Source organism: Methanocella arvoryzae MRE50, from assembly GCF_000063445.1.
GTDB lineage: Archaea > Halobacteriota > Methanocellia > Methanocellales > Methanocellaceae > Methanocella_A > Methanocella_A arvoryzae.
Map to the genome: position 1 here is coordinate 2,817,133 of NC_009464.1, position 21,948 is coordinate 2,839,080.

Consider the following 21,948-nt stretch of genomic DNA (forward strand, 5'->3'; position numbering starts at 1 on the left):
CCCCGGAAAAGGCGAAAACCGGTATACAGGCGCATCTTTTCGTTTATTATGCTCCTGGCGGGCTATATACAGGTCAGTATATATGACAGGCAATTATACAGGTAGCTCTGGCCTGCGTTAAGTTTATTTTGGAGAAGCAGTATTGACTTATAACCCAAAAATGGTGATTTTAAGTGAAAGAGTTCCAGATCAGCGAATCAATTATTCAGCTCATCAAAAACCAGAAGCGGGATTACCGGGTCTGCACATCCTGCGGGGGTGCCATCCTGCTGCCGACGGCGATCAAGCGCCCCAAGCCCAATGACATCAAGATCCCGGTCGGGGAGAATTACCTGTACGTCTCCGCTACTCAGGCTCGCTATATCGACGTGATCGACGACACGATGCTCATGTCTTTCATGAACTGAGCCTTTTTATACTTAATTCTCTAATTTTTATAAGGCGTTTTTATGGATTACGAGTACCTCGAGCACACGGCTGACGCCGAGTTCATCGCTTACGGAGCTACACTGGAAGAGGCGTTCGTCAACGCCGCCAGGGCGACGTTTGCGCTGATCGTAGATCCCGGCAGGGTGAAGCCGGAGCTGGAGCGGGAAGTGCGCCTGACAGCCGAGTCGCTGGAGTACCTGCTGTACGACTGGCTATCCGAGCTACTCTACCTGACCGAAGTGGAGCGTCTGGTCTTCTCCCGGTTCGAGGTCCGGATCACCGGCAGCGACGGCAGCTACGAGCTGAGCGGCCGGGCTTACGGAGAGGCCGTTCGTCCCGAACACGAAGTCTCCCTGCATATTAAGGCTGTCACCTACCACGATCTGCGGGTAGAGAAGAAAAATTCTAAGTACGAAGCACAAGTTTTACTGGACATCTGAGGCGTGCGATCATGGTTAATTTAGTCAAGGTCAGAGAAGATATCTACGAACTGCCGATAGACTCCAAACCCGGAATGCTGGTCCCGGGGAGGATATTCCTGTCCGATCTGCTGGTCAAAGACCTGGAGCAGGACGCGATCCAGCAGGTGGCTAACGTTGCCACGCTGCCCGGTATTCAGAAGTACTCCATGGCCATGCCAGACGCCCACGTCGGCTATGGCTTCCCCATAGGTGGCGTCGCCGCGTTCGACATGGAAAATGGAGTGATAAGCCCCGGCGGGGTAGGCTTCGACATCAACTGCGGCGTCCGACTATTACGTAGTCCGCTGCGATTCGAGGACGTGCAGGGCAAGACTGACGCCCTCATCGACAGCCTCTACCGGGAAGTGCCATCCGGCGTGGGCTCGGAGTCGAAGTTCCGGGCCTCCGAGGACGTCCTCACCCAGGTGTTCAACCACGGCGCCCGGTGGGCGGTAGAGAACGGCTACGGGGTGAAAGCCGACCTGGAGCACTGCGAGGAGAACGGCGAGATGAAGGGCGCCGACTCGGCAAAAGTATCCCGGAAAGCCCGGGACCGGGGCAAGCCTCAGCTCGGCACGCTCGGCAGCGGCAACCACTTCCTCGAGATCCAGCACGTGGAGAAGATCTACGACGAAGCTGCGGCAAAGGCTTTCGGCCTCGAGGAAGGCGGCATCACAGTCATGATCCACTGCGGCTCCCGGGGTGCCGGCCACCAGATCTGCACTGACTACGTCCGGACGCTCGAGCAGGCTTCCCGCAAGTACGGCATCAAGCTCGCCGACAGACAACTGGCCTGTGCCCCGCTGACCTCAAAAGAGGCACAGGACTACTTTGCGGCGATGGCCGCCGGTGCCAATTACGCCTGGGCAAACCGCCAGATGATCTCCCACTGGGTCAGGGAAGCCTTCAACAAGCAATTCCACACCGACCTGAAGATGGACCTCGTCTACGACGTAGCCCACAACGTGGCCAAGTACGAAGAGCACACGGTCGACGGCGAGAAGAAAAAACTCTGCGTCCACCGCAAAGGCGCCACCAGGGCCTTCGCACCCGGCAGGCCGGAACTGCCCGCCACGTACCGGGACATCGGCCAGCCCGTGATCATCCCGGGCAGCATGGGCAGCGCCTCCTACGTCCTCGTGGGAGCGCAGGGCGCCATGGAGATGACCTTCGGCAGCACCTGCCACGGCGCAGGCAGAGTCATGAGCCGCTCTGCCGCCAAGAAAGAGGTCCACGGCAACGAGATCAAGCGCGAGCTCGCCGAGCGGGGCATCATCGTCAAGGCCCCCAGCGCCGCAGCGATCTCCGAAGAGGCCCCCGAAGTTTACAAGGACATAGACGAGGTGGTCGAAGTAGTGCACAGGCTGGGTATCTCCCGAAAGGTCGCCCGGCTCGTGCCGCTGGCAGTGGCCAAAGGATAAGGGAGATATACAACAGTCAAAGCAATTCTCGGCGACAGACCCCCTTGTACTTAATTCGCAAGGGCGCAACGACGCAACGACGCAAAGACATATCAATAAAACTTTGCGTCGTTGCGCCTCTGCGACTTTGCGATTTAAAACCGAGGCCTCCCGGGGCCGAGAATATCTCATTTTTTCTTCTTGCTTATGCACCGGCCTCTCCGCAGCTTACGGGAGTACCGGTGTAATGCTGTCTCAAGCCGGACCCTGTCGATCCTGTGGTCGCGGGCATACTGTCGGATGTCGCCTATTCCCAGCGCCTTTGCTGTTTCCTTCTCTCTGGGCGTGGGTTCGGGGTCTGCCCTGGGCCAGACTGCCTGCATGTCCCGGAGAAACACTGAGACTGTTACGGGGCCGATGCCTTTGCCCAGGGCTTTGATGCGTTCCTCCAGGTCACGGCTGTCTGTGGCAGCGGCATACAGGCGGCTGAACTTGCCGTCGTACTGCTGCTGCAGCGTGCTAAAAATTGCGATCAGCCGGTCTGCGGTGCTTTCGTCATACCTGACGTAGCCGCCTTCGTCCAGCAGTCGTACCAGCAGGTCCCGGTCGATGCTTGCTATGGCGGCGGCGCTGGTCAGGCCGCTGGCTACCAGCGTCCGATAGGTCTCGGCTGCGGAGTCCTCCTGAATTGGCTTCGCGTAGAGAAATGCAGCCAGAAACCACTTCAGCCATTCAGGGTCTCCCCGCTTCAGGTCGATCCCGAGTATCGATGAATAGGGCTCGCCCATTTCCTGAATGATCTTCTCTACCTCAACTGCGCCGGCCATACACATACTGTTCACTGGCAGGCTAAAAACTATTATCAAAATAAGGAGCTTCAGGCTTCCGGTTCCCTGTCGATCTTTACCCGCTTCTTAAGTTTGCAGGCCTGACAGACGCCCTGGATGCCCGGCTCCCCGCAGACCTCGCAATTATGCAGGGGTACCTGGGGGTATTTTTCCTTTAAGCAGTCGATCATGTTCTCGAACCCGCTCAGGACGGAGTACTTCGTGCCCGGATGCCTGGCTTCGAAGTCGTTGAGCATGTCCTTGATCTCGCCCCGGAACGATTCGCTGGTGTACGGGCATTCGCCCATGTAGAACGGCAGCTTCTTCAGGAATGCGTAAAGTGCGATCTCCTTCTCCGGCACGTCGATCAGCGGCTTGATCCTGGGGATCAGCCCTTCCTGGGCTCTTGAGGGCCTTAATCTGGCGAGACGCTCGACGTCTCCGTTCATGACGTTCAGCAGGACTACCTGTGCCTCGTCGTCTAGATTGTGGCCTGTGGCGAGCTTGTTGGCGCCGATCTCTCTCGCCTTCCTGTTCAGCAAAGTACGGCGGAAGACGCCACAATAGGTGCAGGACGCTTCCTTGCGCTCCCGGCTGAGGATGTCGTCCAGCGTGTGCCCGATCTCTTCCTTGAACGAGACGACGTAGTGGGGCACGCCCAGGCGGTCGCAGAGCTCTTTCGCGTACGGGATCGACTCGTTCCGGTAGCCTTCGATGCCCTCGTCGACAGTGATGGCGGAGAATTTGATGTTAGACCTGGTGGTGAACGTGTCTACCAGTATGGAAAGGGTGACAGCGCTGTCCTTGCCGCCGCTCATAGCCACGGCTATGTGATCGCCTGGCTTCGCCATCCTCTCCTTCCGCATCCTGCGCTTGATCTTCCGCTCTACGTCGGCGACCTCGTGGGGGCCGCAAAGATGCATCCCGGAGTACCTCTGAAATATGACCGCTTCCCGGTTGCACTTATCGCACTTCATTGCGGGGTAATGATCACATACGGGTTTTATATACCTGTCGTACTCAGGCGTGTAAACATGTGCTTTCGCCCATAACTTTTATGTAGTAGTAGTACCTTTTACAGAGATGTCGGGCCCGTAGCTTAGCCAGGTCGGAACTGCTCAAAAGCAGCGACAAGCGCTCGGCTGATAACCGAGAGGTCCTGCGTTCAAATCGCAGCGGGCCCATCATCTCACGACGGAAAAATATTGAGCTCGTTATCCTGCCTTTTACCATGAATCGCTACACATATCGTGCTGTATCATGCAAGGAAGGGCAAGGGATAAATGAGCAGGTCATTCAGGGCCCGTAGCTTAGCCAGGTCGGAACTGCTCAAAAGCAGCGACAAGCGCTCGGCTGATAACCGAGAGGTCCTGCGTTCAAATCGCAGCGGGCCCATCACTTACAATAAACTATTCATGAGCTAATTTTGGTCATTTCTGATTCTTTTAGCTGTGCCAGCCCGTAAAGCAGAGCTGCAACCGTTTTCATGCCTCTGTCAAAGTCTTCAAGGCTGAAATGTTCGTTGGGTGCATGAGCGCCGTCTTCCGGGCTGCTCCAGCCCATCATGAGGATATTCTCGATGCCTAACTCCCTGTGTAGCGCTGTCACCGCTCCTACTGTGCCGCCTGACCGGACCAGGACCGGCCGCCGGCCGAAGCCGTACTCGATGGCTCGCTTCGCCACCGCCATCGCCGGAGTGTCGGTGGGGGTGAGCATCGGGTCGTTTCCATACCAGTGTGGGATCGTTACCCTGGAGCCGGGTAGTGCCAGCGAGCATATGTAGTCTGCGACCAGCGGCCCTATCACATCCGCCTTCTGATCCGGCACCAGTCGTATGCTCACCTTTGCACCGGCTCTATGGGGGATAATAGTCTTCATGCCTTCTCCCTCGTAGCCGCCTGATATGCCTGTGACATCCAGCGTCGGGCGAACGTATCTGCTTTCCAGCAGGGTGTAGCCCTGTTCAGGTGCCAGCGTGTCCACGCCCAGGTATTTTCTCAGGGCTACGTCGTCAACCGGCAGATTAGCCATTTCTTTCCGCTCCCACTGCTCCACTCTCCTGACGTGATCGTAAAAGCCCGGTATCGTCACCCTGCCGTCATCGTCCTTCAGGTGGCACAGGATTCTGGCCAGCACCATAGCCGGGTTCCTTACGATGCCGCCGAATACGCCCGAGTGTACGCTGAAGACCGGGCCGGTCACTTCGATCTGCATGTTGACGAGGCCGCGGTACCCGTAGTGGATAGCTGGAACCCTGGTACTGTACCGGGTTGTGTCCGACATCGCGAGGGTGTCAGCCTTCAGCATCCTCCGGTGCTCCCGGGCAAACCGCTCAATATTCGGGCTGCCAATCTCTTCCTCCCCCTCCACGAGCAGTTTGACGTTGAGGGGCAGAGTGCCCTCGGCGGCTATGATGGAGTCCATGGTGTTCAGGTACGTGAGCACCGGGCCTTTGTTATCTGTTGCCCCCTCTGGCATATATAGCTCCATCCTTCACGACCGGGGTGAAAGGCAAAGTTTTCCAGGCATGCAGAGGCCCGGGTGGCTGGACGTCATAGTGGCCGTAAACGAGCAGTGTCGGCGCTGCTTTCTCCGGCCAACGCTCCGCGTAGACTATCGGATGTCCCCGTGTCTCGAACACTTTTCCAGAAAAGCCCGACCGCTCCACCCTTGCCAGGAACCACTCCGCCGCCCTTCTCATATCGGCTGTATGGCGCCGATCTGCGCCGACGCTCGGGATCTCCAGAAATTCTGCCAGCTCTCTCAGGTAACGGCCCCGGTTCCGCGCCAGGATATCCAGCACTCGCCCGGGGACCACAATCCGGCTATCTTCCGGTTTCCTGGTTGTGGACGCACTTACTGGCATGTAATCCGCAGTCCCTGGTAAAGTTAAAACACCGGCTCGAAATAGTTAATTTACAATAATGGCGGCCGGTCCTGCCTGCTACCTGAATACTGCGTGGCCGGCGGCCGGTTTTATTGATCGGCTCAAGGCTCTCGGTATGCGCCGGTTACCTTTCTGTAATTATGGTCCGTATGCACACGCAACCTTAATTAGCGACATTAGGACATAAATGCGTGTTAAAAAACGCCTGATGCCGCGATAGTGGCCGACTCTGCCGGCGCTTTTTAGGAGGTCTCAACAACGGATACGGAAAAAGTTCACCTGACGAAGGAGAAGGAAACGTCTCTTATGACGTTGTACGGCAAAGCGCTGGATAACAGGGTAGAGCACCCCATCCTGGGCGATAAGTTCGCAGACGAAGCCGTCAAACGGATCGACTACGATTTTGCCAGGCTTGGGTTTGAGAGGGGTGGCCACATCACTCTCCCCATGAGGGCCAGGCACCTGGACGGCTGGGCGAGGGAGTTCATCGCCGCCAACCCGGTTTCGACAGTGCTGCACCTGGGCTGCGGCCTGGATACCCGGGTTTTCCGGATCGACCCTCCGGCTTCGGTCCTCTGGTACGACATCGACTACCCGGACGTGATCGAGCTGCGCAGGCGCCTGTATCCAGAGCGCCAAAATTACGCCATGATCGGCTCTTCGGTCACGGATCTGCGGTGGCTTGAAGAGGTCCCGTCTGACAGGCCGGTGCTGGTGATCGCCGAAGGGCTGGTGATGTACCTTTCGGAAGATGCGGCGCTGGCGCTGTTCAGGCGAATCACCGGGACATTCCCGGCCGGCGAGTTCGTGTTCGACGCTTACAGCAGGCTGATGACACGGCTGATATCTCTGGTCCCGGCCGTCAGGGCGTCAGGCATTACTCTGGCCTGGGGCATCGGCGATCCCCTGGAGCTCGAAAAGCAGGTTCCCGGTCTCAGGCTGGTAGATTCGGTCTCCTTTTTGACCATGCCCGAGCTCGTCGACCGGTTATCCGTGTCCCGGCTTCAGCGCGTGACGTCCGGCGTAATGGGCAGGCTCGGCTTCTACCGGAGGCTGATCCGGCACCTGCGTTACCGGTTTTAACGAGTGTCGCAGGTCAGGCAAGGTTAGCGGCTGTCAGGAGCAATATGACGACGATCATATCCGTCATCGTCAGGTAGAGCCGGCGCATTTTCGCCCGGCCTTCCCGCGGTGTCAGGCTCCTGTACAGCCCGAAGGCCAGGTAAGCGATGGCTGTATCCGCCAGCAGTATAGCGGCGAGGTAGCCGTATCCCAGCCAGCCTGCCAGGTACGGCAGCAGGCTGAGCCCGATGAACCCTGCGAACAGCAGCATGGATGCTCGCAGCGCGGGCTGCCTGCCGTACATCAGGGCAAGCGTCCTCGCGCCCCTCTGCCGATCGCCCTCCATGTCCATCGCAGTCCCCGCTATCTCTTCGGCGAGATCGAACAGGAATGCCATGGCGCCGAAGGTCCAGACAACTCCGTCCATCGGCCGGCCGGCAGCCATCCCTCCGCATATAAACGTCATACCCACAGAGACTGCTACCATCATGTTTCCCGGCAGGCCCGACTCTTTGAGTTTCCAGTTGTACAGGATGCCGATCACCAGCAGCAGGACGGCAACAGCGAGAAGCAGGGGGCTTAACAGCGCCGCAGCGACGAGGCCGGCGACGCTGAACAGTGCCGCCATTACCGCCATCTCCAGGATACTGACCCTGCCGGACGGCAACGGCCTGTCCGGGTGGTTGATCCGGTCGACCTCGAGATCGAAGTACTCGTTAGTGATCATTGCCGAGCCTGAGATGAAAAAGCCCGTAGCGAAGCCCAGGATGGCGACAGGCAGCGAAGGCAGCCCGCCCAGCGCCAGGATTTCTCCCGCCACCACACATATGCCTGCTGAGAGGGGTAGCTCCGTCCTCACGAGATCTGATAGGGCTCTGGCCTTTGCCATGCCAGCTCGAACAATAACTGCGTCTGCCATCCTTACCACTGTCTGCTATCCCTAAAGGCGGCGTGAACATAATCTTTGCCGTAGGTTCAGCCGGCAAGCCAGGTACAGGAGCCGATCCCTGTGAGGGATGGCTCTCTGTAAAAAAGTGATTTACTTCGCTCTGCGGGTAAAGTCCTTGAGGCCACTGATGCCAGCCGAAGACTCCAGCTCTGAGACCATGCCGTAGATCTTCATGGTAGCGTCTTCCCCGAGGAGCTTCTTTTCATGCTTCTCCTGGGTCTCCTTGAGGTTGTCCAGGTCGCTCTGGGACCAGGTGCCTTCCATACACGGGAACAGGCAGGTCTCCTCCCAGGCGGCATGAGCCATGACCATGTCGTGGAAGTCCATGAACGTATTCCTCAGCTCGTCGACGTCGCTGCCCTTGCTGGCGAGGTTCTCCATCCTGGCGACCATCTTGCGCATCTCGGTGTGCTGATCTTTCAAGACCCTGGCCAGGTCTGCCAGTTTAGTGTTCTCGAACCTGGGGTAGATTTCCTCTTCTTCCATCACCATGTGGTGCTTGTCTACAACCTGCTTGATGAGCTCACATCCCCTGACGCAGGGCTCGAGACTGGATTTTGAGCCTTTTCCGGCCATCCTGATAGTATGGTTCATAGCCAGCATAATCCGGTCGAGCAGGGCGTGCTCCAGGCCTAACTCCTGCGTCGCCGAGATCTTCTCGATGCCATCCTCAAGTCCTGACGGTGGCTTCTTCATCATCATCTGCGCCATAATAATCACTCCAGAACAAGTATTCTGACAAATTTATTAAATAATATCCTGCAGTTATCGCAGCAATCCGGACTTCCGGCACGCCATCACACAAGTATGGGCACTAAGGGTATGCGTACATGCCTGTCTGTGATCGCACGTAACAACTGTTATTATAGATGCCTCACAATCTGGCATCGAATCATCATGGCTGACGTTGCACAATATTTCCGGGACAATGATCTATTTGCACAGCACTGCGGCATCGAGCTGCTGGAGGCGGCAGGCGGAAGCTCGAAGGCCAGAATGGTCATTCAGAAGCACCACCTTAACGGCATCGGGACAGTCCACGGCGGCGTCATCTTTACGCTGGCCGATTATGCCTTCGCCTCAGCCTGCAACTCTCATGGCACCGTGGCGGTAGCCATCAACTGCAGCATCTCATATGTGAAACCCTCATCGACCGGCGTACTTACAGCCACCGCCCGGGAAACGTCGCTGGGCGGCCGCATCGGCACCTACGCCATCGACATCACCGACGAGAACGGCTGCCTTATCGCCATATTCCAGGGCATGGCCTACAGGAAAAAGGAGACCATGGATGACCTGATCAAGATGAAGGCTCAGCACTGATCTTTTGTTCCTCTCTGGCTCCTAAAGGGACCAGACACCCTTCTTTTGTAATATCATGATGCCTTCGGACGTGATGTTGAACGCGTAGCTCTCCAGCGGGATGCTTGTCGCCCTCATCTTGCTGATCTCGAGGTGCCGCTCTCTCAGGTTCGTGTACGGATTCTCCTTGATGGAGAGGCGGATCACGCCATATGCGGAGTAGGATGCCACGCCCTCCGTGCGGCGGTTGGACGTGTCGTCCATTATGTACAATGAGGTATAGTGTTGCTTGCCCAGCAAAAGGTTGAGGGTATCCAGCTGTTTTCGAAACTCATCCATGGACATGTTCAGGGTAAACACGCCGAGGTTATCGATGACGACCAGGTCTGTCTCTCCCGGGATCTTCTCGACCAGGCTGATGATGTCCGACTGCAGGCTGTCGATCTTTTCAAAGCCCAGGGACATCGTCTGAATTGTGGTGTACGCTCTCTCCTCGTATAGCTTAATGATCTTCAGCTGGCCGGACTCGTAGAAAGGCCTGATGTCCCGGCCGATGCTCTCCGCCTGATGCAGGATGTCCTCCAGCTCTTCTTCAGTGGCTATATAAACGCATTTTTTACCGTCCTGGCAGCCCCTGTAGATGAAGTGGATGGCAATAATAGTCTTGCCAGATCCGGGAGTCCCTGTTACGAGCACGCTTTTTCCCCGGGGGTAGCCTCCGCTGATAAACTGGTCCAGCTCATCTATGCCTGTCGAAACGCGTTCCATGGTGGCAACCCATTCATTTTTCAGTATGCGGTTACAGGGTAGTTACCTGTCCCTGCTATAATATAGTCCTTTATGAAACTATACAGCCTTTCAGCAGCCCCCGCATAGCCGGGGATACAACCTGCCGGACTGTATACCATGTTTCAAGAAAGACTATAATAGCAATTGCCGTTCTTCTTTAAAAAGCCTTATGGTTGGAGGGTTTTCGCTGGCAGGGCAGGGCATGGATGGGCTATCCGGGAGCGTCCAAATCTATCTGCTTTAGTTGTCAGCGTCCGGAAAAACTGGCGGCGCTGGAAAATATTTATGCTTTGTCTCTTTAAATTTATACTCTGAAGTAATGGGTTGTTGCAGGATTAATGGTCATTCTTGAAACATATTGTACAGTCCCCGGACTGTAGAAAAAGTTTCACAAAGGACTATCGTTTTCTGCTCACGGGGCTGCATCTGCACTCATGCAGATATCGTGAACCACGCCGTGAACGGTGATCGTACCGTGGACGGTGATCGCACCGTTTACGGTGCGCAATTACACGATCGGTTGTACGATAAACTATATATAGAAGTGCAAACATTACGTTAAACCCGTCTATATAATAACCGGGCTACGGAGGGCATGTATGGACTCGAAAAGCGTCCCCGGAGGGGATGAATCTGAAAAGATTAATCGGCAAGAGCAAGCTACAGCCGAGGAACCGAACGAAGGCGACGAAGTCGCCCGCCTGACACGACAGGTGGAGGAGTACCTGACCGGTCTGCGCTACCTGCAGGCGGATTTCGAGAACTACAAGAAACGCGTTGCCCGGGAAAAGGAAGACGTCGTCCGGTACGCTAACGAAGGGCTCATCCTCGAGCTCATCGACGCGTACGAGAACATGGAACGTGCCGTTGCAAACGCAAAGAAGTCGGGCGACGGACAGATGGCCAAAGGACTGGAGATGATCTACGCCCAGATGTCGGCCACGCTGTCCAGACATGGCCTGAAGCCGATCGAGGCGGTGGGCAAGAAATTCGACCCACGCCTGCATGAAGCGATGATGCAGGAAGCTTCGGAGGATGTCGAGGAGGGCACGATTCTCGACGAGTTCCAGCGAGGCTATATGTTACATTCAAAAGTCATTCGCTGTGCGAAAGTGAAAGTATCTAAGAGGTAGATTGCAAATGTCCAAAATTCTAGGAATTGACTTAGGGACCAGCAACTCGGAAGCGGCGATTATGGAGGGCGGCAAGCCCGTCATCATCCCCAGCGCCGAAGGCGCCAGGATGTTCCCGTCGGTGGTGGCGTTCACGAAGACCGGCGAGCGTCTGGTAGGCGAAGCCGCCAGGCGACAGGCCGTGACCAACCCTGAGCGTACCATCATAGCAATCAAGAGGAAGATGGGCACCGACTACAAGGTGGAGATCGACGGCAAGAAGTACACTCCGCAGGAAATCTCTGCCATGATCCTGCAGAAGATCAAGCAGGACGCAGAAGCGTACATCGGCGAGAAGATCACCAAGGCAGTCATCACGGTGCCGGCGTACTTCAACGACAACCAGCGTCAGGCTACCAAGGATGCGGGTACTATCGCCGGCCTGGAAGTCCTCCGTGTCATCAACGAGCCGACCGCAGCGGCTCTCGCTTTCGGCCTCGACAAGAAGGGCAGCCAGAAGATCCTGGTCTTCGACCTGGGCGGCGGCACTCTCGATGTCACCATCATGGAGATGGGCGACGGCGTGTTCGAGGTACTCTCCACGTCGGGCGACACCCAGCTGGGCGGCACCGACATGGACAACAAGATCATCGACTACATCGCCAGCCAGTTCAAGAAGGACACGGGCATCGACCTCCGCAACGACAAGATGGCAATGCAGAGGCTCAGGGATGCGGCAGAGAAGGCCAAGATCGAGCTTTCCAGCACCCTGCAGACCCAGGTCAACTTACCCTTCATCACAGCCGACGCAAGCGGCCCGAAGCACCTCGATATGATGCTTACCCGCGCCACGCTCGAAGAGCTGGTAAGAGAAGTCGTCGAGCGTTGCTATGCCCCTATGCGGCAGGCGATCTCTGACGCGAAGCTCACCGCAAACCAGATCGACAGGATCATCCTGGTCGGCGGCCCCACGAGGATGCCCATCATCATCGAGACGATCAAGAAGTTCTTCGGCAAGGAGCCGGAGCGGGGCATCGACCCGATGGAGTGCGTCGCTATGGGTGCCTCTATCCAGGGCGGCGTTCTGGCAGGCGAGGTCAAAGACCTGCTGCTGCTTGACGTCACCCCGCTGAGCCTCGGCATCGAGACGCTGGGTAACGTGGCTACCCGCCTCATCGAGCGCAACACCACGATCCCGACGAGGAAGAGCCAGGTTTTCTCCACGGCGGCCGACAACCAGACCTCTGTAGAGATCCACGTTATCCAGGGCGAAAGACCCATGGCTTACGACAACACCACGCTGGGCAGGTTCCACCTGATCGGCATTCCCCCTGCACCGAGGGGCATCCCCCAGATCGAGGTCACCTTCGATATCGACGCCAACGGCATCTTGAACGTCAAGGCAAAAGACCTGGGCACCGGCAAGGAGCAGGCGATTACCATCACCGCCTCGACCAAGCTGGACAAGTCCGATATCGAGCGCATGGTCAAGGATGCCGAAAAGTTCGCGGCAGAAGATGCGGCCAAGAAGGAGAAGGCCGAGGTCATGAACCAGGCAGACACTCTCCTGTATTCCGCTGAGAAGACCCTCGCAGACGCGGGTGACAAGATCACCGCAGACCAGAAGGAGCGCGTCACCAAGGGCTCCGATGCTCTGCGCGAAGCCCAGAAGACCGGCGACATCGAGAAGATCAAGGCTGCCACCGCCGACCTGACCAAGACCATGAACGAAGTGGCGACAGTCCTGTACCAGGCTGCCCAGCAGCAGTACCAGCAGCAACAGGCAGCAGAGCAGGCAGCGCAGCAGCAGTCCGGCGGCCAGCAGGCGTCTGGCAGTAACCCTGGCAAAGACCCCAACGTCGTGGACGCCGACTACGAAGTCGTCAACGACAAGAAATAAATAGAAACGGTTCCGGGGATGTAGTACTGTGGCTGTTAACAAGCGAGACTATTACGAAGTACTGGGAGTCGAGAAGGGTGCCAGCACGGACGACATAAAAAGGGCGTACCGTAAGCTCGCCCTCCAGTACCACCCCGACCGGAACAAAGAGGCAGGCGCCGAGGAGAAGTTCAAGGAGATCTCCGAGGCGTACGCCGTCCTGTCCGACGACCAGAAGCGGTCCAGGTACGACCAGTTCGGCCACGCGGGCATGGAAGGCTACTCTCAGTCGGACATCTTCAACAACTTCGACATCTTCCGGGACATGGGTTTCGGAGACTACGACAACCTGTTCGAAATGTTCTTCGGCAGGGGAGGCGGCGGCTCCAGAGGCCAGCCTAACCGTGGCAGCGACCTGCGCCACGACCTGGAGATCGAATTCAAGGAAGCCGCTTTCGGCTGCGAGAAAGAGGTCGTCGTCCCCCGGATGGAGCCCTGCGACGTATGTAACGGCTCCGGCGCAAAGCCCGGGACGAAGATCACCACCTGCCCCCAGTGTAACGGCTCCGGCCAGGTGCGCCAGGTAACCCAGAGCCTGTTCGGCCAGATGGTCCGGGTAGGCACCTGCGGCCGCTGTGCCGGTAAAGGCAAGACCTTCGACACCCCTTGCCCCGAATGCAGGGGTAAGGGCAGGACACGAAAAGTCAGAAAAGTCCTCGTCAAAGTGCCCGCAGGCGTCGACAACGGCCTTCAGCTCCGGATCACCGGCGAAGGCGAGCCCGCGCCGATGCCAGGCGGCATGCCAGGCGACCTGTACGTCCAGATCAGAGTCCGGTCGCACCCGTTCTTCCAGCGGTACGGCGAAGACGTGGCGTGCCTCATGCCCATCTCCTTCGCCCAGGCGGCTATCGGCGACGAGGTCGAAGTCGAGACACTGACCGGCAAGGCGAGAATCAAGATCCCGGCCGGCACCCAGACAGACACCGTCTTCAGGCTCAAAGGCGAAGGCATCCAGAGCTTGAGATCTAATCGCAGGGGCGACATGCACGTCAAAGTCGTGATCAAGACCCCGTCGAAGCTGTCTGACAGCCAGCGGAAGATGTACGCCGAGATCCTGGCCGCCGAGAAGGAAGAGGCCAGGAAGGGCAAGCACAAGACTATCTTCGAGAAGATCGGCGACGCGTTCAAGTAAAAAGAGCGCTTCGCTGATGTGCTTATTTTTAAATTTTCAGAATTATCGATCTTTGAGGAAGCGCCTTTCACCTGTACCCTGCCTTCTCCATCACTCTCTTCACCGACGCGTATCCCTGGCTATCATCGGGCAGATCGAGCAACGATCGCCCTGCTATAACGGCATCCTGGACCTGCCGGTCGAACTCTATCTTACCTAGATACGGCTGGCCAGTCTGCTCGGCCGCCTCCTTCTCCAGCTCTTCTGGAAACAGGCAGCCTCCAACCAGGTAGAACCGGTCGAAGCCGATCTCGATCTCTTCCATGATCCGGAGGGAGCGCTTCGCGTTCTCGAAGGATTTGTGGGACGGCCCCATCACTGCGAAGACGTCGTTCACCTGCGTTGCTATTTTGCGGTTCAGGTGCTCGAGGCCTGCCGGGGAGTCGATCAGGACGTATCTGTAATTCTTAGTGAGGGCCTGCAGGGCACTCTTGAGCGCCTCGTCGGGGAGGCAGTAGCAGCCTTCGATCCACCTGGTTCCGACCGCCAGCAGATCGAATGTCTCGCCCTCGTACAGCCCGTGCTCGAAGATGGCTGCCTCGATGCGATCGGCCGGGGATATGCCCACGGAGGTCCCTCCCTTTTCGAGGAAGGTATCTGTGACCAGCTCAGCGATCGTTTTCACGCCTTCGCTTTCCAGGTCTACGCCTACCATCTCGGCCAGGTTCTGGTCCGGGTCGACGTCTACGAGGAGGACTGGAGTCTCCTCTTTTTCGAGGAAGTACTTCGTCATCAGGGCCACGAAGCTGGTCTTGCCCGTACCGCCGCGGCCGGCCGTCACCAGTCTTTTCACGCTTTACCACCTTCCTGAACTGCCTTCGTCTCGCTCGTTTCCGAGGCCTGAATGAGCAAGCCTGTCAGCTTATCTATCGCCCGGGCGGCGCAAGAGTCCCGGAGGGTCAGCGTGGAGCTGCCCAGTATGCCTGCCTGGACGACTGCACTGTCGTAGGGCACGATCCCCAGCAGCGGGAGTTCCTCCTCCCGGGCAAAGGCCCTGATGATCTCGTGCTGGGCACCGTTTTCGACGCGATTTCCCACCAGCCGGACTTTTGGGATACCCGTCTCCCGGGCCAGCCTGGCGATGGCCCTGGCGGTGAGCAGTGATTTTTGGTTCACGTCGCTGACCACCAGCATGCAATCGACGCTTTCTGCGGTTTTCCGGCCCAGGTGCTCGACTCCCGCTTCCAGGTCCAGGACCACCGCCTCGTCTCGCTCCACTACGAGATGGCGGAGCAGGGCCTGGAGCAGGCTGTTGGCAGGACAGGCGCATCCTGATCCGGCGGCCTTCACAGTGCCCATGACCAGCAGGTGCACGCCAGCCGGAGTCCTGACCGAGAAATCCCGGACCACGTCGTCCACGGTGAAGTTCAGGTTGTAGACTCCCGCATAGTCTGTACCGGTTTTGCTCCGGATCAGCTCCTCGTTCTCCAGAACTGGCCTGATCTCTGCCGCTTCCCACCGGGTAAGGCCCAGTGATAGCGCGAGGTTGGGTGCTTCGTCGGCATCGATGGCCAGCGTGGTATAGCCTGCCCGGGCCAGAGCCCAGGCGATACTGCTGGCGAGGACTGTTTTTCCGACTCCGCCTTTTCCTGCGATAGCGATTTTCATTTACAAAACTCCTTTTTCCCTATCCTTTCATCTACTTTCATACAGCGTTCCTTTCCCTCCGTAAGAGACCGGGAACAGCTCGCGTTTTCCCGGTATGTACAGGGCGGCCAGGTACTCCTCGAAAAACTCCGAGTCTACCATCAGGTCCACGTAGGCTATTTTCCTGGCGATCTCTTCAGCCACGACTCTCTGGCTCCGGGAAACCAGCGTGGCATAAGCGCCCGAGAGCGATCCGTTGCCGATCGGGTGAACCTCCGCACGGGGAAACTCCGGGATGATGCCCAGCTTCGTCGCGCTTGCCAGATTCGTGTAGGCGCCGAAGGCTCCCGCCAGGTATACCTGCCGGACGTCTGTCACCTTCAGCTTGCACTTGTTCAGGAGCACGCCGATGGCGCCGCAGACGGCAGCTTTAGTGTCCATGAGGTAGTCGATGTCCTGCTGGGTGATCACGATGTCCCGGCCTATGGCAGACCTGCCGGCGGGCACCAGCACGTATTCAAGGCCTTCTTCTCCGGGGCGTACCCGGGAATGGCCGCTGTTCAGCTTGCCAGCGAAGTCGAGTGCGCCAGTCGTTACCATGGCTGCGACAGCATCGATAATGCCCGACCCGCAGATCCCCCGCGGAGGCACACCCCCGATGGTAGTGAAGGATACATCTGATGTCGCCGGGTCGAGGCTGACGTGGTCGATGGCTCCTTTCATCGCCCGGACGCCGTAGGTGGCCCCCGCGCCTTCGAAGGCGGGGCCCGAGGCGCACGATACAGACACCATCCAGTCCTTGTTCCCCAGAATGATCTCCCCGTTAGTCCCCAGGTCCACGACCAGCGAGATCTCGTCCGAGCAGTACATATTCGATGCCAGCACGTCTCCGATGGCGTCCCCGCCGACGAACCTGCTCACGCCGGGGAGGCAGAAGACAGTTGCGCCATCTCTGAGAGAAAGTCCCAGGCTGGCCGCCTTTTTCACTACTGGGACCCTCGAGACGTCCGCGTTGGCCAGCTCCAGGTAGCGCGGGGCCATGCCGAGGAACAGGTGGTGCATCACCGTGTTACCGGCGAGGCACATGTCAACGATGTCGGTTTTTCGGATGCCGGCTGCTTCCGCCAGCGAATTGATGACCTGGTCGACGCTTTCGACCGCTGCCTTTCTGATCTCTTCCAGACCTGCCGGTGTGCTGGCGTAACCGATGCGGGTCATCAGTTCCTCGCCGTAGGTGATCTGCCTGTTAAGGGCCGATCCGGTGCCGACGATCTGGCCTGACTGCAGATCGACCAGGCAGCCGACGACGGTCGTCGTACCTAGATCCACAGCCACTCCGTAAAGTGGTCCGGCTCCTCTGGCAGCCTCTACTCCTGTGATCTCCGGAGGTATGCGTGCCAGAGAGAGCGTGGCTAGCATGGGCTCGTCTGGCGCCCGCAGCTGCTGATAGACTGTATCCGGTACGTGTGGTCTGGCTCCTGTATAGCCTGTCAGCCTGATAGATTGCATGCCCGGGAGCGGACCGATCGATGGCATGGTTTCCACCGGGTAGCGGACGACCGCAGGGTTAACCCTATCGATCTTTACCGTGGCCGAGAGCAGGATCTGAGGCGAGTCGATCCGGCTCTCGACCGGTATGGTGAACTCGCAGTCTTCGACGACCCGTACCTGGCAGGCCATGTAGTAGCCTTTCGCCTCTTCCGCCGCTGTGAGCCTCTTCCCCCCGATCCGGGCATCTACCTTACATTTACCCCTGGTCAGGATCACCCGGCACTTCCGGCAAGTCCCCTTTCCCCCGCAGACGGACTCGATAGCCAGGCCTGCTGTCCGCATCGCGTCCAGCAGCAGCGTCCCTCCGGGCACTGTGAGCACTCTGTTCATGGGCTGGAAGATGACCCGGGCTTCTCTCTCAGGCACCTGCAGCATGCTTATCGTCCTTCGGGGGCCACTGGGTTTTCAGGTACTCGGCCAGGCCCGAAGAGTCCCTCGGCCCGACCATGACGTTCCAGCCGCTCGCCTCTTCGGTGTCCCCGCTGAGGCGGGCGGCCAGGCCCGGCAAGACCAGGTGGCGGTGTTCTACCAGATCAGCTACCTTGTAATCGCTCAGGGCGTTCGAGATGGACTCCGCTGTCAGGTACCTGCCTGCGACGGCGCTCTCTACGCTGTTGCCGCCCGTGTCGGCAACCACCAGGTAACAGTGGATGCTGGCGGTCTTGATGTCGTTCTCCACTATGAAGTAGGTCAGCGCGTAGTTCGAGGTGATGAGCACCGGCGCTTGCTTATCTGGCGAGCCGAAGGTCTTGACGCCTGCATCAACCGAGACGGGCTTGCGCGGGTCAGTGTACACGTTGAACCGCCAGATCAGCTGGGGCAGGAGTACCCAGCCTTCGACGCTGTGCATGATGAGCATGTCCGCGTGCCTGGAGAGGAGCAGCGAGGCCATCCACGCCTCCTTCCACTGGACGACTTCGGGGGAAAGCTCGGGAGATAGCCAGGCGCTGATGGGGGTGCCCAGCAGCGGGTAGCCGAGGAGCTCGTCGTCCTGCTGGAAGACCGAGCGCCGAATCTGAGAGAACTCATGGATCGTCCGGGCGAGGTCAGACTCTACAGATGTGCCCGGATCGAGGATGAGGTCGGAAATGCCGTACTCTGTAAGGGTCCTGACCAGCGAACGCAGGCCAGGGATGTCGTGCGGGGCTGAGACGACCAGCGGGCAGCTGTACTGCAGGGCAAGCTCTGCCATTTCCTTCCAGTTCTCTTTCGTGGCCGCATACAGCAGCGGTCGCCGATCTTTGACCTGGTCAAGCCCGGCGGCCATTGTTGCAGGGTCGTATGCGCAGAGCACGAAGGGCAGATCAGTCTGTCCGGCCACGTCCTTGACCACCGTGGCAAAGGTCGCCGGCTCATTCGTAGTCGAGCGGATGGCCACTGCATCCAGCCGCAGAGTTCGCCCGATGTAGTTGAACGTGAACGAGCTGACCATCTTCAGCCTGGCATCGATCTCTTCTTTCGCCATGTAGTCGGCCACGTCGATGGCGATGGGCGGAGGGTTGTGGTAGGTGAACTCGTGCCGGTAGAGAACGTATTTTCCCCCGACTTTCGCAGCCGTCTCGCCGGTGCCGAACGTGACCGTCCTGACCGGCGGCCTCATCAGTTCCCGCAGCTTCTCGTAATCTGCCATGTATTTTTTACCGGCGATCGGGGGGCAATCCTCGACTGTGAGCTCGCCGTTGACCACCCGGGTGGCAAAGGTCATGCAGTTGGCCTCGTGGCACTCCCCGCAGTTCGTCTTCGGGAGCAGCTTGTACACGTCGATGGGGCTGATCTCCCTGATGCTCTTTTTCACTTTAGACTCTGACATACCAGTTTCACCTCCTCATATCCTGGCCGTGCTCCAGCACATGTTCGCTTCCGGCGACGGTACAGTTTCTTTTCGGATCAGCATCTGGATGATCTCTTTCAGGGTTTTCAGGGTGGCCGGATGGGCTACCATGAAGATGTCGACTCCGGCGAGCACCAGAGTGAGCGCGTTGAGGGTCTCCCACAGCGGGCCCCGGAATTCCCTGGGGCCGTACACCGGATCCATCTTCGTCCGGGCCTCCCTGGCCACCCAGGCGTTGGATGCCGCGGAGATGGTCGGCTGCTGCAGTTCATCGTCCCCCAGCAAGGCGGCCTGCCTTGCACGCTCGTGGATGCTGAAGGAGTACTCCAGGCCGTAGCCCAGCGCCACTGTGGTGAGGTCCATCACGATGTCTTCCGGCGGCAGGTAGTCGAACAGCCTGCGGTTCAACTCCTTCGCCTTGTTCAGCTCCAGGCCGGTCAGCCCGATCACCGCGTGGCCGTGGGCCTTAGCCGCTCCTGTAATGGTCTCAAGTACGCCTGCAGCTGCCATGTCCAGCGTGACCGAGTTCAGCAGCAGCCGCTCCCCCGAAGCCGCCTCGGAGACTTTGGCGAAGACTTCGGCATCCTTCTGCGGATCGCCGCAGCCGCCTATGATCAGTGGCACGTCCACCGCCTGCAGCACGTCCTCGACCGTCCGGGCCGCCTCTGCCGGCGAAGAGTCCTTGCCCAGCGGATCGGTGGACACAAGGTGAACGGTGACCATGTCTGCGCCGAACTGTTCGACGTTTCTCCGCGCCCATTCTGCCGGGTCGTCCATGACGTCCCGGATGTCTGCCTTGACGGCGGCGGGCATCGGTATGGACATATCAAAGACGTCCATGGCGAAGACCGGCAGGTTAGCCGGCGGCCTATCGGCGTAGACAAACGGCGGCGAGCCAGATCCGCCCAGGGTGAAAGTCCTTCTCCGGCTGCCCCCGTCTTTTCTGGTGGCGCCAAGCCTGACTTCCCGGATGCTGCACGGGAAATTTTCAACCGGGGGTACATAGGTTTCGCTGAACAGCGCCGACGGCTTTTCCTGCATAATCTGGGACGCTACAGGCTGTACCGCCTGCGGCATCGCCCGGGACATTGCCCGCCGGGCAGGAATCCAGAGCTCCAGGTCTCCGATCTCCATAGTGAAGTTTTCAAGCTCGATCCTGTCTACGCCGGCCATCAGCGAGAGAATGTCCGGCATGTTGTCACGCATCTTTCCGCCGCCTGTCAGCCTGTTATCTTTTCCTGCCATGTCATTCACCTGCTCCTGGTTTTTTGGGTTTGCTCCACTGGATGATCGCCCGGTCCGCGTAGATCCTGGCGTTCTTCAGCGTGATCTTCAGGCCGCCGTAGCTGAGGGGAAGCTCCCCTGCGGAGAAAACCGGCATTTCGGCATGCCCCGGTTCTTCCACATGCTCTTCCTCCGGGTTTTCCTCCTCTGCCTCCCAGCGCTGGATAACCGGGTGGGACCGCTCTACGAGGAATTGCCGGAGCTCGCCCACGTTCTTCACTTCTCTCTCCGTCGCGATCTTGCCGAAGATCTCCGGCGGGATGAACGGCTTCATCTGCTCCTTCAGCCCGGCGGGCATCCAGGCAACCCTGGCATAGCCGCCATCTGCAGCGAGAAACTTTTGGGAGCGCATGTATTCCAGGGACAGGCCATGGAACCCGTCGATCTGTCTACCTCCCCCCGTGGAGTCCGCCATGGCCGAAAAAGGCAGGCCGTTCACCGTGGCCTCCTTATAGCCCCGGGTGACGATGCCGAAGCCCTCGACCTCGGGGATGTAGAAGGCGATCCCTTCAAAGCACCCGCAGGACGTATGGGGATAGGTGAAGGCACTGTAGAGGTAGACCCGGCTAACCTCCCCCAGGGAGCGTTTGCCGGCACTTTCGTTGATCCCGGTGTACTCCCCCTTTTCCGGGTCCAGGCAGCTGCCTTTCTCTATGGGGAAGATCAGGCCTTTCGGGTCGATGCGGGCGGCCGCCCGCCCGTCGAACCAGCTGATGGCGCCGCAGTTCGCATATCTCTGCGGGGTGATGACGCACACGTGGCCGGGCGCGAACGACTGGCAGAGGGCGCAACCGTAGAAGACGTCCACCTCGTCGTCGGTCAGGCCTCTGGCCCGGGCGTCCCGGGCTTCGTAGGAGTTCATCGCCTCAGCATAGGCAGACGATATTTTGGCAGCGTCGGTGTAGAAGGTGATCTGCATCTGCCCGATGATCGGGAACTCGTTCCGGAGAAGTTGCTCCAGCACCTCTCCCACGAACCTGAGTGTGGTAAAGCCCTTGCCGTAGGCTTTCTTCGAGAGCCTTATCCACGTATCGTAACGCTGGTTGAGGTGCATGAGCCCTTCGATATAGTTGGCGTACTCGTGGATCCGCCGCTCGATCACTCCCTCGAAGTCGGGCTCAAGCTCCGGGCCCGCTACTTCGATCAGGATGCCGAGGGGATAGCTCTTTCCGGGCTCCATGTCGGCGACATCCGGGCCGATGACCGTGATGGCACTATCCTTTACCTGGTCGCCCTGCCGGACTTTGACCAGCTCGAACTTCTCTTCGACGTCCGGGCCTCCGAGCTCGACGTGCAGGTCATTTTTCCGGATGCGTTCACCCGCATGTGCAATGCTGACATCAACTGGTATCTCCTTGAACATGCTT

General features: G+C 58.6%; 21 protein-coding genes and 2 tRNA genes. 10 read left to right on the forward strand and 13 right to left on the reverse strand.

Annotation, left to right across the window (positions count from 1 at the left end):
• Positions 1-173 precede the first annotated feature (173 nt).
• The 3 genes from RCI_RS13765 to RCI_RS13775 are packed head-to-tail and all read left to right on the forward strand — an operon-like array spanning position 174 to position 2,311.
• Positions 174-407: a hypothetical protein gene (locus RCI_RS13765; protein ID WP_012037060.1), complete on the forward strand. Its 234-nt coding sequence runs from the start codon at positions 174-176 to the stop codon at positions 405-407.
• A 42-nt stretch (positions 408-449) separates the two neighbouring features.
• Positions 450-869 (forward strand): archease, encoded by a 420-nt coding sequence (locus RCI_RS13770; RefSeq protein WP_012037061.1) that lies wholly within the window; start codon positions 450-452, stop codon positions 867-869.
• An 11-nt stretch (positions 870-880) separates the two neighbouring features.
• A complete protein-coding gene (locus RCI_RS13775; protein ID WP_012037062.1) occupies positions 881-2,311 on the forward strand; it encodes an RtcB family protein in 1,431 nt (476 codons plus the stop codon).
• A 167-nt stretch (positions 2,312-2,478) separates the two neighbouring features.
• On the opposite strand, the gene RCI_RS13780 is transcribed toward RCI_RS13775, so the two are convergent.
• Together RCI_RS13780 and RCI_RS13785 are read right to left on the reverse strand one after the other, a co-directional pair.
• Positions 2,479-3,117 carry a hypothetical protein gene (locus RCI_RS13780; RefSeq protein ID WP_148266642.1) on the reverse strand — a complete coding sequence of 213 codons (639 nt, stop codon included), beginning with the start codon at positions 3,115-3,117 and terminating at the stop codon, positions 2,479-2,481.
• A gap of 50 nt (positions 3,118-3,167) precedes the next feature.
• Positions 3,168-4,094 carry a TIGR00269 family protein gene (locus RCI_RS13785; protein WP_012037064.1) on the reverse strand — a complete coding sequence of 309 codons (927 nt, stop codon included), beginning with the start codon at positions 4,092-4,094 and terminating at the stop codon, positions 3,168-3,170.
• A gap of 111 nt (positions 4,095-4,205) precedes the next feature.
• Between RCI_RS13785 and RCI_RS13790 the strand changes: the two genes are divergently transcribed.
• Positions 4,206-4,301 (forward strand) — tRNA-Ile (locus RCI_RS13790).
• A gap of 115 nt (positions 4,302-4,416) precedes the next feature.
• Positions 4,417-4,512 (forward strand) — tRNA-Ile (locus RCI_RS13795).
• A gap of 18 nt (positions 4,513-4,530) precedes the next feature.
• On the opposite strand, the gene RCI_RS13800 is transcribed toward RCI_RS13795, so the two are convergent.
• Positions 4,531-5,595 (reverse strand): M20/M25/M40 family metallo-hydrolase, encoded by a 1,065-nt coding sequence (locus RCI_RS13800; RefSeq protein WP_231844858.1) that lies wholly within the window; start codon positions 5,593-5,595, stop codon positions 4,531-4,533.
• On the reverse strand, positions 5,573-5,983 hold the full coding sequence (locus tag RCI_RS17405) for a M20/M25/M40 family metallo-hydrolase (protein ID WP_081477359.1): 411 nt from the start codon (positions 5,981-5,983) through the stop codon (positions 5,573-5,575). Before RCI_RS17405 ends, RCI_RS13800 begins: the two co-directional genes overlap by 23 nt.
• A gap of 327 nt (positions 5,984-6,310) precedes the next feature.
• Between RCI_RS17405 and RCI_RS13805 the strand changes: the two genes are divergently transcribed.
• Positions 6,311-7,087, forward strand: coding sequence for a class I SAM-dependent methyltransferase (locus RCI_RS13805; RefSeq protein WP_048198681.1), 777 nt, complete (start codon positions 6,311-6,313; stop codon positions 7,085-7,087).
• 13 nt (positions 7,088-7,100) lie between these two features.
• On the opposite strand, the gene RCI_RS13810 is transcribed toward RCI_RS13805, so the two are convergent.
• Both RCI_RS13810 and RCI_RS13815 read right to left on the reverse strand, forming a co-directional pair.
• Positions 7,101-7,985, reverse strand: coding sequence for a UbiA family prenyltransferase (locus tag RCI_RS13810; protein ID WP_197535226.1), 885 nt, complete (start codon positions 7,983-7,985; stop codon positions 7,101-7,103).
• A gap of 120 nt (positions 7,986-8,105) precedes the next feature.
• A complete protein-coding gene (locus RCI_RS13815) occupies positions 8,106-8,726 on the reverse strand; it encodes a hemerythrin domain-containing protein (protein WP_048198683.1) in 621 nt (206 codons plus the stop codon).
• Between the two features lie 186 nt (positions 8,727-8,912).
• Here RCI_RS13815 and RCI_RS13820 point away from each other — a divergent pair, with 186 nt between their 5' ends.
• On the forward strand, positions 8,913-9,338 hold the full coding sequence (locus RCI_RS13820; RefSeq protein WP_048198685.1) for a PaaI family thioesterase: 426 nt from the start codon (positions 8,913-8,915) through the stop codon (positions 9,336-9,338).
• Between the two features lie 21 nt (positions 9,339-9,359).
• On the opposite strand, the gene RCI_RS13825 is transcribed toward RCI_RS13820, so the two are convergent.
• A complete protein-coding gene (locus RCI_RS13825; RefSeq protein ID WP_012037071.1) occupies positions 9,360-10,085 on the reverse strand; it encodes an RAD55 family ATPase in 726 nt (241 codons plus the stop codon).
• A 620-nt stretch (positions 10,086-10,705) separates the two neighbouring features.
• Between RCI_RS13825 and grpE the strand changes: the two genes are divergently transcribed.
• From grpE to dnaJ, 3 genes are read left to right on the forward strand one after another with little or no spacing between them, the layout of a single operon-like run.
• A complete protein-coding gene (grpE, locus tag RCI_RS13830) occupies positions 10,706-11,239 on the forward strand; it encodes a nucleotide exchange factor GrpE (RefSeq protein ID WP_012037072.1) in 534 nt (177 codons plus the stop codon).
• A gap of 7 nt (positions 11,240-11,246) precedes the next feature.
• Positions 11,247-13,118 (forward strand): molecular chaperone DnaK, encoded by a 1,872-nt coding sequence (gene dnaK / locus RCI_RS13835; protein WP_012037073.1) that lies wholly within the window; start codon positions 11,247-11,249, stop codon positions 13,116-13,118.
• A 28-nt stretch (positions 13,119-13,146) separates the two neighbouring features.
• On the forward strand, positions 13,147-14,289 hold the full coding sequence (gene dnaJ, locus RCI_RS13840) for a molecular chaperone DnaJ (protein ID WP_012037074.1): 1,143 nt from the start codon (positions 13,147-13,149) through the stop codon (positions 14,287-14,289).
• 67 nt (positions 14,290-14,356) lie between these two features.
• Here the strand turns inward: dnaJ and RCI_RS13845 are convergent, their stop codons facing one another.
• Genes RCI_RS13845 through cdhC form a run of 6 tightly spaced genes read right to left on the reverse strand, consistent with a single transcriptional unit; the run spans position 14,357 to position 21,944 of the window.
• Positions 14,357-15,121, reverse strand: coding sequence for an ATP-binding protein (locus RCI_RS13845; protein WP_012037075.1), 765 nt, complete (start codon positions 15,119-15,121; stop codon positions 14,357-14,359).
• Positions 15,118-15,936: an ATP-binding protein gene (locus RCI_RS13850; RefSeq protein WP_012037076.1), complete on the reverse strand. Its 819-nt coding sequence runs from the start codon at positions 15,934-15,936 to the stop codon at positions 15,118-15,120. The genes RCI_RS13845 and RCI_RS13850 overlap by 4 nt, the downstream gene beginning before the upstream one ends.
• 27 nt (positions 15,937-15,963) lie before the next feature.
• On the reverse strand, positions 15,964-17,841 hold the full coding sequence (locus RCI_RS13855) for an ASKHA domain-containing protein (RefSeq protein WP_052309994.1): 1,878 nt from the start codon (positions 17,839-17,841) through the stop codon (positions 15,964-15,966).
• A complete protein-coding gene (gene acsC, locus RCI_RS13860; RefSeq protein ID WP_052309995.1) occupies positions 17,825-19,276 on the reverse strand; it encodes an acetyl-CoA decarbonylase/synthase complex subunit gamma in 1,452 nt (483 codons plus the stop codon). Before acsC ends, RCI_RS13855 begins: the two co-directional genes overlap by 17 nt.
• 15 nt (positions 19,277-19,291) lie before the next feature.
• Positions 19,292-20,542 (reverse strand): CO dehydrogenase/acetyl-CoA synthase subunit delta, encoded by a 1,251-nt coding sequence (gene cdhD, locus RCI_RS13865; protein ID WP_012037079.1) that lies wholly within the window; start codon positions 20,540-20,542, stop codon positions 19,292-19,294.
• A 1-nt stretch (position 20,543) separates the two neighbouring features.
• Positions 20,544-21,944 (reverse strand): CO dehydrogenase/CO-methylating acetyl-CoA synthase complex subunit beta, encoded by a 1,401-nt coding sequence (cdhC, locus tag RCI_RS13870; RefSeq protein WP_012037080.1) that lies wholly within the window; start codon positions 21,942-21,944, stop codon positions 20,544-20,546.
• Between the last annotated feature and the right edge of the window lie 4 nt (positions 21,945-21,948).